The sequence below is a fragment of the Micromonospora sp. NPDC047738 genome (assembly GCF_040642675.1).
In the GTDB taxonomy this organism is placed as follows: domain Bacteria; phylum Actinomycetota; class Actinomycetes; order Mycobacteriales; family Micromonosporaceae; genus Micromonospora.
The window spans coordinates 1-11,242 of the sequence record NZ_JBEYSO010000066.1 but is presented as its reverse complement, the minus strand read 5'-3'; the positions used below and the strand labels follow the sequence as shown (position 1 = coordinate 11,242).

The window sequence follows — 11,242 nt, the reverse complement described above, 5'->3', positions numbered from 1 at the left end:
GTGCAGCTCGGGCCGATCGGTGCGAGTCACGATCTCCACGCCGGCAAAATATCGGCGTCGCCAAGTGGACGCAACGCCATTGTTCGGGCGAACCCATCTACTCAACTCGGCAATTCCGGTTGTCCTCGCAACGGCTGACGGTTACCGAGGGTGACGGCGTGCAAGCATCGCCGCGCCGCCGACGGCAGATTCGGAGGAGCGCCCCCATGCGCGATCAGGACGCCGCTGGCGCGGTCACTCGACTGTCAGGACGCCGGGCAGGTTTGGTCCAGGGCCGCCCGCGAATGCGTTCACGCGCCAGGACGGCGTACCACCAGGCCGGTACCGAGGTTGGCGGCAGAGGAAGACGGCTGCGCAGGGTTCCGTTCACACGACTCCGGGCCGCCCTTGGAGCAGCACTCGCAGCAGATGACGTTCGTGGCCGTCCGTGGCGGTGCCGGTGTCGATGGTCACGACCAGGCAAACGGGGGCCGGACGCGGACCGCCCCGGACCCATCGGCGGGTTCCGGGGCGGTGACTGCGCACGTCAGTCGACCACCAGCGCCGGGCGCCAGTCCCGCGTGGCACCGGCGAGGTCGAGGTGCTGGAACAGGCCCTTGGTGCCCTGCTCATCGCGCGTCCCGCGGTATGCATCGATCTCGACCGTCAGCGTTTGCACGTCGTACACGGTCAGCAACTCGCGCCAGTTCGGATCACGGGCAGGGTTGAAGAACGCCTGATGGCCGTCGATGGTGGTGTTCGGCTGCGGATCCTCCTTACCGTTCAGTTCGGCCCGGATCTCGTCGGTCATCTCGACGGACGGACGGAAGCTGACGTCCAGCGTTTTCGCCCGCTGTGCATCGGAATCCGTAGTGGCCGGTTCGGTGCCGTACGTGACGCCGGCCCACCACCGCCAGCCGTCGGAGGTCAGCGGCCCGCAGATGTTGGTCAGGATCGGCCGCAGGTTCTGCGGCACCCCCGTGACCTGGGCAGGCAACCGCACCCGCTCGGTCGTACTGAACCTGAGCTTCTGCGCCACGTGCAGGGCGACCTCGCGGGCATCCTGCCCCGACGCCCAGGGCGCAACCTGGACCTCGGCCCACCCGTCCGGGGCGTACTGCCACCGGAGAAAGAGGGTGTCGGTACCGTCGACGTCGTACTGGGTGAAGGTCGCCGGTGCGCCCCGTACGTCGGGCGCGGGCACCGTACTCACCCTGGACGCCCGTGCGTCGATTCCGATGACCTGCGGTGCAGGCGGCGTCACCCCCTTCGGATAGAGGTTGAGCGCCACCCCCTGCCAGTTGGGTTCGGCGAGCCGGCAGCGTGCCCAGTCAGTACGACTCCCGGGCCTCTCATCAGCAGACCCGCCTGGTACTGCACGCGCTGAGCTGAGGGCGACCCGCTCGGGCCGGGTGGCGCCGGTGGCGTGGGCGTCGAATGGCCCCCTCGCCCGAGTCGAGGGGGCAATTCGTGGCCGGACGCCGCGCCCGGTCAGCTGGTGAAGGACTCGGGGCCGAAGCGGCCCCACGCTACGAAGGCGGCCAGGGCGAGATAGGCCAGGTTCACCACGATCACCTTCGTCTCGTGGCGGCGGAGGTGCGTGATCATCGCACCGGCCATCATCAACGCCAGACCGACAGCGGCCAGCGGCACAAGAATCGGCGCGATGCCGATGGCGGCGGGCAGGACTAGGCCCACCGCGGCCAGGGCCTCGAGGGCTCCGATGGCCTTGACGGCACCGGCGCTGAAGTCCTCGACCCATCCCCCGCTGGGGGCGGCGGCCAGCTTCTGCTTGGGCTGGGTCAGCTTGATGGCGCCGCCGGCGAGGAAGGCAGCGGACAGCAGTGCGGCGATGATCCACAGAGTCAGGTTCATGGGGTTTCTCCCTGCGGGTTTGGAGGGGGCTCCGGTCTTGAAGCCGGAGTGGCGATCGGATCCGTGTGAGGGGCATCGTCGGGTCCGGTGATGAGCCGTCATGCGGCACGTCCGTCGCGGGGTCGTGGCGCCGGCGTCATCAATGGTTCAGGTGTCGCTGCCGGATCGGCGGGCTGCGCGGATCTGAGCACCGAGGTCGCTGACCGAGTCGAGGTGGCGCAGCTTGTCGGGGTTGACGATGGAGTGGATCGCCTGGATCTCACCGTCGGCGATGTCGAGTCCCAGCACACCGAAGAGCCGGTCCTGCGAGTCGAACATCATGGCGCCGGGCAGGCCGTTGACCTCGGCGATCTGGATGCGCACGCCACCGTGCGGTGCCACCACGGACATCGCGGTCACCAGGTGCCGTGCCACACGATTCCGGCCGTTGACCGGCCGCACCAGCGCGGGGACCTTCCCGCCACCATCGCCGTGCAGAACCACGTCCTGGGCCAGCAGTGCCTCCAACGCCCGCAGGTCGCCCTGCTCGGCGGCGGCGAAGAAGCGCTGGGCCAGCTCTTCTCGCTGCTGCCGAGATGCGTGGTACCGCGGCCGACGCTCCTGGACGTGGGCACGAGCCTTCGCCACCAGGTGTCGGGTGCTGTCGACGTCGGTGCCGATGATGTCGGCGACCTCGGCGTACGGATAGTCGAATACCTCGCGCAGCAGGAACGCGGCCCGCTGCCGCGGCGAAAGGGTCTCCAGGAGGACGAGGAACGCCAGCGACAGCGAATCAGCGGTCTCCGCGTGGTCCGCGGGTGACGGACCAGTGACCAACGGCTCGGGCAGCCACTCCCCGACATACCGCTCCCGCCGCGCCCGGGCCGAGCGGAGCTGATCGATGGACAGCCGGGTGACCAGCGTGGCGATGTACGCCCGCGGCGAGCTGATCGCCTCGTCGCGCCGCAGGGTCTGATGCGTCCGCAAGAACGCCTCCTGCACCACGTCTTCGGCCTCGCTCACGCTGCCGAGCATCTGATACGCGATGGCAAACGCCCGCGGGCGCAGCTCGCCGTAGAGATCAGCGGATGACACCGGTCAGCCCAGCCCCTCAATGAAACCCTTGCGCCAGCTCGGGTATTGCAGCGTCCAGCCCAGTTCGCGTTTGGCCTTCTCGCTGGAGATCCCGCGAGCCTGGGTCATCAGGTTCACCGGCGCCTCGCCGGCCAGCAAGCGGACAAGCCACGCCGGGAAGCGGCGGGGAGGCTTGGCACCGAGCGCGCGGGCAAGGTAAGGCAGCCATTCACGGACCGGTGCCGGATCGTCGTCAGCGACGTGGTAGATACCGCGCCTGCCGTGTTCGATGGCCGAGACCGTGGCCGACGCGGCATCGGCGATGTGCACTAGCGACCACACCCCAGCACCGCTGCCGACGATCGGGAACTTCCCCGCGCGGATCTGCACGGCCATGACGGCATCCGGTGCGGCCTCGATTCCGGTCCCCGGACCATAAAAACAACCGTAGCGAAGCGCGATGCCCTCGGCCCAGGTAATACCGGTCACCGCGGTCTCCACGTGGCGCAGTGCGGCCACGGCCTCCTCGGCATCAGCGGGCGGGTTCGGCTCGATCCGGCCGTCTTCCTCAGCGACCGGCCCGTCGGTGCGTTCCATCCACATCGCGTTGCTCTGCGCTACGAACTTGCGCACCCCGACGGCACGCGCTGCGGCCAGCAGGTGGTCAGTGCCCTCGGTGCGCAGCCGGTTGGTGGCGGCCGCCATCTGCTTGGCGTGCCGAAAGTCCGCCGGTCCACTCAGCGCGGTCAGCTGATGCACGATCACCTCCGGCTCGGCCTTGGCCACGGCATCGGCCACCGACTCGGGGTCGAGCGCGTCGACGATGACCGGTTCGACGCCCAGCGCGCGCAAAGCGCCGGTCTTGGCGGCCGAGCGGGTGGTGCCGACGACCTCGTGGCCGCGTGCCACGAGCTGGGTAGCCAGGTGGCTGCCGATCGCGCCCGACGCTCCGGCGATGAAGATCTTCATGACGTCTCCGTTCGTTCGTGCTCACCAACAGAGACGAGACGGCCCCGCACCCCATGAACGGCTGTTACCCAGGTCACACGGCGCGCTAGCCACCACCAAATGGAACCAGCCTGGCTGGCCGACGGGCAAGGTCAGCCGTCATGGCCGCATCATGGGCCGTGCGGAAGCAGTTGGAAGCCGAGCGCGGCGAAGCGACGCCAGAGGTGGCAGCCACGGTCTGGCTCCTGAAGCTCAGCGCCGGTGAGGAGCTGGGCCTGTCGCGGGTACTCGCTGAGCCCGCCACGACGAGCTGCGCCAGCAGTGGCGCGACTACCGCGACGAGATGACCAGCTCAGCCCGACCACCGTCGAAGCTGGAGAGTGTGGGGCCGAGTGCCATCGAGCGCCAGGGCGATGACCGGGCGACGGTGGCAGAGCAGGTGCGCGGTGTGGTGGGATGGCCCGCACCTGCTCGCAGGCTGGCACGATCGACGCATGGACGGAGCGGACGCGCAACCAGGTCAGCCAGCCGCGGCTCTCGGCGACCTGGTCATGGTCGACCTCACGGAAGCTGAACGCCACCTACTCGCCCGGGGGCTCATGGAGTGGGGCGGGCCGGCTCATAGCACTGAGGCGTTGGCGGTCGCCATGGGCTTCGAGGGGGTCGAGGATTTCTATGCGCAGGCCGGTCCTTTGCACGCGTCGATCCGCGCTGAAGCGCCGCTTAGCCGTCGTGACTGGCGACGTGTCCTGATAGCCACTGAGGTAGTTTTCGCCAGCGACATTTTCGGATCCGGTTGTGATTGGTCGACCACGACCGGCCTATCAGACGAAGAGACGATCTTTCTCCTCCGGGCCGTTCAGCGCAAACTGGCACGCTCGGCGAACGTTCATAACCCGTGAGGTCTCAATGTCGGCTGTCAAGCGCCGGCGGACCGAGCCGCCCGGAGTTTAGAAGAAGATCGCGGATGGCTGGTCGGGTGACGATGTCCCTGGTTATGCCGTCCGTCGTCGTCCGTCAGTGTCGGCGCTTGGCGGCGGTCTTGGCTGTACGGATGGCTGTACAGCCTTCTAATAAGGGGTGCACGACTCATGCCGGTCATCACGTTCCGTCGAGCCTTTGACGTTGCGATATCTCGGCAAATGATGATCGAAATCGACGGGGAGATCATCGGGAGCTTGGAGCGCGGTGCCAGTCAGAGCTTCGTCGTAGCGCCGGGACCGTACGTGGTTCGGGTTTGTCTGGACCGGCAGAGCAGCCGGCCGATCCACGTTGACTTGGATGATACGGAGACGATCACCTTGGAGGCCGCAGCAGGCAAGCGATCGTCAACAGTTGCGACGAGGTGGTCCTCACGGCGCAAGCGCGCGCTGGACTTATGGCTGAGATGACCGACGCATTTACGAGATCAAACTGCCCGTCCCGCGGGCCTGGGCACATGGCGGTCTAGCAGCGGAAACACCTTTTGACATCTCACACCACTCCCCCGCTGCGCGTCGGCCTCTTGCGGACCAGATGCGGACCGCTCGCCTGGCGCATGTGTCACGATCTTGGCCATGCGTCTTTCGTTCGGTCTGCTCGTTGCATCCGTCGCGGCTGGTCTGCTCTCGGTTGCGGCGGCGCTGCTCGCCATGCCAGCCGCGTCGCTGCAGTTCGGCCTGGTCATGCTGCTCGCACTGCTCGGCTACGTGCTGGCGAGCCGGGGTGTGCGCCGCGTGAGGTGGGCCGTCGCCGCCGGTATCGGGCTACTTGCCGTGGTCGCGGCGGTAAGACTGTTCTGGTACCAGGAGCAGGTCGATGAAGCAGGCTGGCTGACATACGGCCAAGGGGTAGCGAAGACGTCCATGTTGGCGCGTTGGCAGGAGATGATCGACCGGGAGAGGCTCGCCGCGCTGGGTCTGGCGCTTGGCGTTCTCTGTCTCGCGGCCGGTGCGTTGGCGTTACCGTCACGCGGCAGGCGGCGGGGTGTCGCGACGACAGTCCTCGCGCTGCTGCTACTCGCCTGGTTCGGGCTGAGCGCCGCGCGGGAGTTCGGCCGTTATCCGCTGATCGACCTGCTCGGGGCGGTGTGGCCGGCGCTGCTCGCTGCCCTCGTGGCCATGGGGGCACTCGCGCTGTCAGGGTGGCGGGCCGACCGGCGTTGGCTGCTCCCGGTGGGGTTGTTCCTGCTGTCATTCGGAGCGGCTCGCGCCTACTCGGATCTCGCCGGGGTGTGGTCAGGCTGGTGGAACCTAGCCGAACCTGCCGACGGCGTCGTCCTGACGCTAGGAGTGATGGTGAGCATGCCAACGGAAGACTTTCCTCAGGTACCTCGGGCCATAGAGGCGGCAATCGCGCTCGCCGGTGCGGGACTGGTGGCCGTCGACGCATTGCGCAGCTCCCGCGAGGCTGACGCTTCATAGAGCCTTTCCAAGCTGATCGTGCAGCTCAGGGCAGGTGCAGGTTGATCAAACATCGATAAGGAGGAGGCTCCAGGTAAGACAGCAGTCGAGCAAAACCCGATGCCCCGACCGGGAGCCTCGCCTGTGCTGTCTTACCCGTCCACGATCACGTTGTCCAGCCGGACCCTGAACCACCTCGCCGACCGCATCCGCAGCTACCGTAAGCAGCATCGATCCCGCTGGCGGCGCCTCGGTGCGGGACGGCAGGCATTGCTTGCTCTCGCTCATCTGCGTAACGGCGACACCTACCCACGGCATCATCGAAGCGCTGAGCCGCGCAGACGTAATGACCTTCGCGGACAAGGGCTACCAAGGCGCCCGCGGCAGCGTGCGGACCCCGTTCAAGCGGCGCCGTTATCGGCCGAAGCTGTCACGCCGGCAGAAGGCCGTGAACCGGGCGCACGCGAAAGTCCGCGCCCGCGGCGAACGGGCGATCGCCATCCTCAAGATTTGGAAGATCCTGGCCAAGCTACGCTGCTGCCCGCGCCGCGCCACCGCGATCGTGCAAGCCATCCTTGTACTGCACCACGTCGAAGCCAACCGCTACCCAGGATGAAAAGGGCTCATTTGTCGACGTGGTCTTGCCTCACCTCCGCCGCGCCAGTCACGCAGGTCTTCCGCGCCGGATGACTGCGACGCCGGTCGCTTCAGCGCACGGCCACAGGTCCAGGTGGTAGTCGAAGTGCGGACCCGGTTCGATCGAATACGCCAGTGTCGGCGCCGCGGGCGCGCCCGACGGCAGGTGCGAGACTCGGATCCGATACTGCCCGGCCGGGATCTCGACACGGTGCTGCGGCCCGGGTAGCTCCGTGCATCCGAAGACGTGTACGACGCCGCTCGGCACGGTGAGATCCGCCTCCACGACGTGCTCGGCATCAGCCAGCAACGGCGGGCGGGCGTGATGCACCTGCAGGGCCGTCTCGACGTGGTCGCTACGGGCCGTGCCGATCGCGATCGAGCATGGGCCGTCCAGGCCGATGCGCCATACCTCGACCGCCTCGTCCGACCACGCCTCCGGCCAGTCGTAGTCCTCGTCTTCCTCGGCCGCGACCTGCCCATCGACATCCTGGACGTAAAACTGGGCATGATCGGCGAAAACGACAGCACGGCGTACCTGATTCACCGCCGAAACCTATTCGGACGAGGCACGCTGTTGCCCACCGCACCACCGCGATCGTGCGGGCCACCCTGGTTCTGCGCCGCGTCAGAGCCGAGCGCCGTGCAGGATGAAAATGGCTCAGTCGTCGGCTTCGAGGGCAAAGGTATTGCCGTCTGGGTCCTGGAACCACGCGATACGTCCACCGCCGGCCCGAGCGGTAATGCCCTTGGCATCGTGTTCGAACTGGTCATAGCGGATGAACTCGACGCCGGACGAGACGAGTTCGTCAACGATCTGGTCGATGTCGTCGACGTACCATGTCGCCAGTGTCGCCGGGGTCTTTCCGGCAGTGACCGCCTGGTACACATTCAGTGCTGGCGCGCCACCCGAACCATAGACGCGGCTGCCGTCGGCGATGTTGGCGCTGGGGCCGGACTGCAGCGCCTGTAGGCCCAGTTTGCCTTCGTAGAACGCGACCGCCCGCTGTATGTCGGACACGGCGATTGACGTTCTGACGTGATACGCGCTCAACGGCATGAACCACTGTCCCACACGCGGGCGGGTGGGCCGGGCTGGCCAAGGCGCTTCTCGAAGGCCCTGTCGAGTCCGTGGGACCATCCGCACTTCGGCGTTCCGAACATCGACCGGCATGGCAGGCAGGCCACAAGGCGTGACGGCGCCGGCAGGGGCAGCGCGCACGGAAGGTGGCGGATCAGTGCACTGCTGGATACGTCCTGGGGATCGAAGTCCGACCCGAGTACGGACATCCTTGTGCTTACGATCTGGCGTGGGTCCTTGTTGGATGACTGGTCCTGGCCGTTCCGACAGGCTGGGGTGAGCCCGACGCACGCTGGGGGCGCGCCGTGCGCCGCACCGGCAGTGGCCAAGTCAGGGTGAGGCCTCCGTTCAGCGGTAGCGCGTACCACCGGCTGGCGAACTCATCCAGACGGGCAAGGATGCTTTCCACCAGCGGTGACTCGAGCAAGCCGGGCTGCACCCGTGACGTCCAATCCGGTAGCGCAGAACGGCGACCGGCCCGGACCTCCCACAACGGCTGACAGAGGGAGGCAAGGGTCTCGGAGCGGCTCATGTCGGCGTGCTCGCCCGGACGTGGCGTCCTCTTCTTCTCACGGCGTGCCTGCCGGCGCCGCTGTATCGGGTCTGCGGGCCAGAAGATGTTGCTTCGGCCTGCGGCGAGCTGACCAAACACACCCCACGCCAGCTGCGCCTCCGCCTCTACCAGGAAGTGCACCGCGTCGTGTGGCAGGTAGTTGTCGTAGCCAGGGCCGTGGCGGCCGGCCAGGACCCGAGGCGGGGTATTTCTTGACTCTCGACCCGGTCGAGGGCTGACCCTTCCTGGGTGACGTCTGAAGAGCGCGACCAACGATCAGTCCCTCTCGCGATTGACCTGGAGATGCTGCGGCCGGTACTGCGCGGCGGCTGGGGAGCGGATACCTGCGACCCGCACGATGTGCAGGATTGGCACTCCGACAACCCAGCCCGTGGTCAATGCGGGGTGACTGCCTTGATCATTCAGGACCTGCTCGGCGGAGAGCTGATCCTCGGCGAGGTCCTCGCCGGCGACGCCAAGGTCGGCTACCACTACTGGAATCGATTGGCCGACGGCCGCGAGGTCGACCTGACAGCTGACCAGTTCCAGCCACCGGAAGTCGTTGTCGGCGGTCAAGTCCAGCAACGCCCGCCGGGCCCACCTCGGCGATGCCGCCAGCAGTACGAGATCCTGCGGGACCGCGTCTTCGCAGCCCTCTACGGCGGCGATCCAACGCAATCCACGCAACAGTGACGGCCGGCGAACAGGCCGAGCGCACGAACGGCGGCAGAGCCAGATGTCTGCGCGTGCCCTCTGGCTGGAGCGAGCCTGTCCTATCCCTGTGCGCTAATCCCGTTATGCATGTCGTCGTCTGCGGTGCACTCGTGGAGAACGGCGCGGTCCTGCTGGTACACCGCAGTCCGACCCGCCGGGCATACCCGGATCTCTGGGATCTGCCCGGGGGCATGTCGAAGCGGGTGAGTCGGAACTACAGGCCCTCGCGCGTGAGATGCGCGAGGAGATCGGTGTTCAGATTGTGGCGGAGTCCGCTTCACGGTTGGGCGACTGGCATGCCGGCAGTGGTGAGGACGCCGTTCACGTGGGCGTCTGGCAAATCAGAGACTGGGTCGGCTCTCCCACCAACCGTGCACCTGATGAGCATGATGACATCGCATGGGTCGGGATCGGCGAGCTAGGCGGCCTTCCCCTCGTGTTTGGCGCCCTGCCGGCATTGCTTCAGTCCCTGCCTGAGCCTGACCGGCTGCCTCGTCGCGACGAAGCACGGACAACCGCATCGCCGAGCGGCCCGTAGATCCATCGCTGCTCGACACTTCCGTCCGGTTGAACCCCCTGCATCCGGTCATCGGCACGAGCGGACGCTGACCGGGTGCGTGATCAGCGGATAGGACTGAATCCTTGCTAGTCGCACGCAACCTCGTGGCGAGGGTCATGATCCGAGTAGCTCGAGGTCACGAACGCAGAAGCCGTGATGCGCCCACTCCTCGTTCAGTACCACCTGAACGCACTCCAGCACCGACTTTCCCCTGGCATACGGCGGCCAACCCGGACCCGCCGGCACTGGCGCGGGCGCCGAGAGCTGATCGGCCGTCACCGTCGACAGCCAACGCTCTAGCTCAGCGCCTCTCACGTCTCGCGCGGCCAGCACCTCGTCGAGACTGGGGGCCGCCGCTCGGTCCAGGCCCTGCTCCTCCTGGTCAGGGACGAACTCGGACGCCAGCCCGATCGCGGTGAACGGCTCGGTCGACCCCAGACAGCAGCGGCGGAACCACGAGTCGTGCACGAACACCAGATGGCGCTGGGTCTCTACCGCCGACCATTCGCCGCCGACGCGCTGCTGCTCCGAACCCCTGGGCATCGCTCGCAGCCGCTCGATCGTCTCCGCCCAGCCGGCCCGCAGCTGCCGGACAGCCTGCAGCAGGTCCACCGGATCGGCTGAACGGAGCAGCCGCCGCACCGGATACCGGCGGTCGAGCTCGGCTTCGACGTACGACGTCACCTCGACTCCGTTGACCACCAGGTTGGTGACCAGCCCGTCGATCACAGCGTCCTGCATTACCACCCCGATCAGACGAGCGCGGGTCAAGTCACACTCGCGGAACTCGGCATCAGTCAGGTCCTGGTCCTTGAAGCTCGCCATGCCGGGCAGTATCCACCGGCGTACCGACAACCGCGCAGTTACCGCGGGTAGAGGGTGCTGTAGCCGGGCCTGGAGGCTGTTAGCACCCAGGCGGAAACACGCCGAGCCGGCGACCTTGCACCATACGAGACGAGGTCAACGTTTCGGCTAGGTACACGCAAGCGCTCGTCGATGTCCGGATGCGCACGCAGGCGTGCCATAAGCAGGCACTCGCTGAACGTCCTCAGCTCGGCAAAGCCGCGAGCGCTGTCTAGGTTCCGGAGGCCATGTACGCGGCCAGGATGTAGTTGGGGTGCCGGTCGAGGTTCTTGCGGGCCCGGTCGTAGCGCATCGTGGTTCGCGGGTCGGCGTGGCGGGCGGCGATCTGCACGTCGCGCAGGCTGACTCATCGAGCACCATGACGTCATATCGCGCGAAATACTCCTTGACCCGGCCCATGTATCTCTTCGGCACGTCGTCGTGGAAAATGAACTCTGGCCAGCGTTCTCGGAACACGACGGCCGCCGCCTCGTGCAGCTCGGGCCGATCGGTGCGAGTCACGATTCCCCCGGCTGCGTGCGGCCGCGACGGCGACGACCGGCCTCGCCTTCGTCGACGCACAGGGACGGCGCAAGAGCCGCGTCGACTTGCCGGTCAAC

11 protein-coding genes and 2 pseudogenes are annotated in these 11,242 nt (G+C 67.2%); 5 read left to right on the top strand and 8 right to left on the bottom strand.

The genetic code is table 11. From position 1 onward, the window contains the following. Positions 1–526: 526 nt before the first annotated feature. From ABZ783_RS37050 to ABZ783_RS37035, 4 genes are all read right to left on the bottom strand, one after another. Entirely contained in the window at positions 527–1,270 is a 744-nt protein-coding gene (locus ABZ783_RS37050) for a hypothetical protein (RefSeq protein WP_357447784.1), read from the bottom strand. A gap of 200 nt (positions 1,271–1,470) precedes the next feature. Continuing rightward, positions 1,471–1,854: a DoxX family protein gene (locus ABZ783_RS37045; RefSeq protein ID WP_073838107.1), complete on the bottom strand. Its 384-nt coding sequence runs from the start codon at positions 1,852–1,854 to the stop codon at positions 1,471–1,473. A gap of 147 nt (positions 1,855–2,001) precedes the next feature. After that, positions 2,002–2,928 (bottom strand): RNA polymerase sigma factor SigJ, encoded by a 927-nt coding sequence (gene sigJ, locus ABZ783_RS37040; protein ID WP_357447780.1) that lies wholly within the window; start codon positions 2,926–2,928, stop codon positions 2,002–2,004. 3 nt (positions 2,929–2,931) lie between these two features. Further along, positions 2,932–3,876, bottom strand: coding sequence for an NAD(P)-dependent oxidoreductase (locus ABZ783_RS37035; RefSeq protein WP_357447777.1), 945 nt, complete (start codon positions 3,874–3,876; stop codon positions 2,932–2,934). Between the two features lie 473 nt (positions 3,877–4,349). Here ABZ783_RS37035 and ABZ783_RS37030 point away from each other — a divergent pair, with 473 nt between their 5' ends. From ABZ783_RS37030 to ABZ783_RS37020, 3 genes and pseudogenes are all read left to right on the top strand, one after another. Then, a complete protein-coding gene (locus tag ABZ783_RS37030) occupies positions 4,350–4,757 on the top strand; it encodes a hypothetical protein (RefSeq protein ID WP_073838114.1) in 408 nt (135 codons plus the stop codon). A gap of 654 nt (positions 4,758–5,411) precedes the next feature. Continuing rightward, positions 5,412–6,257 (top strand): aminopeptidase, encoded by an 846-nt coding sequence (locus ABZ783_RS37025; protein WP_357447774.1) that lies wholly within the window; start codon positions 5,412–5,414, stop codon positions 6,255–6,257. 123 nt (positions 6,258–6,380) lie between these two features. Beyond that, positions 6,381–6,852 (top strand): annotated as a pseudogene (locus ABZ783_RS37020) (transposase family protein). 48 nt (positions 6,853–6,900) lie between these two features. Here the strand turns inward: ABZ783_RS37020 and ABZ783_RS37015 are convergent. Both ABZ783_RS37015 and ABZ783_RS37010 read right to left on the bottom strand, forming a co-directional pair. Continuing rightward, positions 6,901–7,419 carry a hypothetical protein gene (locus ABZ783_RS37015; RefSeq protein WP_357447771.1) on the bottom strand — a complete coding sequence of 173 codons (519 nt, stop codon included), beginning with the start codon at positions 7,417–7,419 and terminating at the stop codon, positions 6,901–6,903. A 114-nt stretch (positions 7,420–7,533) separates the two neighbouring features. Then, positions 7,534–7,893: a VOC family protein gene (locus ABZ783_RS37010; RefSeq protein ID WP_357447768.1), complete on the bottom strand. Its 360-nt coding sequence runs from the start codon at positions 7,891–7,893 to the stop codon at positions 7,534–7,536. 862 nt (positions 7,894–8,755) lie between these two features. Here ABZ783_RS37010 and ABZ783_RS37005 point away from each other — a divergent pair. After that, a complete protein-coding gene (locus tag ABZ783_RS37005) occupies positions 8,756–9,199 on the top strand; it encodes a hypothetical protein (RefSeq protein WP_357447765.1) in 444 nt (147 codons plus the stop codon). Positions 9,200–9,317: 118 nt separating this feature from the next. Then, positions 9,318–9,758, top strand: a complete 441-nt coding sequence (locus ABZ783_RS37000; RefSeq protein WP_357447787.1) for an NUDIX domain-containing protein — start codon at positions 9,318–9,320, stop codon at positions 9,756–9,758. A 135-nt stretch (positions 9,759–9,893) separates the two neighbouring features. On the opposite strand, the gene ABZ783_RS36995 is transcribed toward ABZ783_RS37000, so the two are convergent. Beyond that, positions 9,894–10,604 (bottom strand): DinB family protein, encoded by a 711-nt coding sequence (locus ABZ783_RS36995; protein ID WP_357447762.1) that lies wholly within the window; start codon positions 10,602–10,604, stop codon positions 9,894–9,896. 250 nt (positions 10,605–10,854) lie between these two features. After that, positions 10,855–10,989 (bottom strand): annotated as a pseudogene (locus tag ABZ783_RS36990) (integrase); the annotation flags it as partial. Positions 10,990–11,242 lie beyond the last annotated feature (253 nt).

Bases quoted from the DNA above. Each gene is read 5' to 3' on its own strand.
- ABZ783_RS36995 (WP_357447762.1), bottom strand. From the start codon at position 10,604: ATGGCGAGCTTCAAGGACCAGGACCTGACTGATGCCGAGTTCCGCGAG.
- ABZ783_RS37035 (WP_357447777.1), bottom strand. From the start codon at position 3,876: ATGAAGATCTTCATCGCCGGAGCGTCGGGCGCGATCGGCAGCCACCTG.
- ABZ783_RS37030 (WP_073838114.1), top strand. From the start codon at position 4,350: ATGGACGGAGCGGACGCGCAACCAGGTCAGCCAGCCGCGGCTCTCGGC.
- ABZ783_RS37025 (WP_357447774.1), top strand. From the start codon at position 5,412: ATGCGTCTTTCGTTCGGTCTGCTCGTTGCATCCGTCGCGGCTGGTCTG.
- ABZ783_RS37045 (WP_073838107.1), bottom strand. From the start codon at position 1,854: ATGAACCTGACTCTGTGGATCATCGCCGCACTGCTGTCCGCTGCCTTC.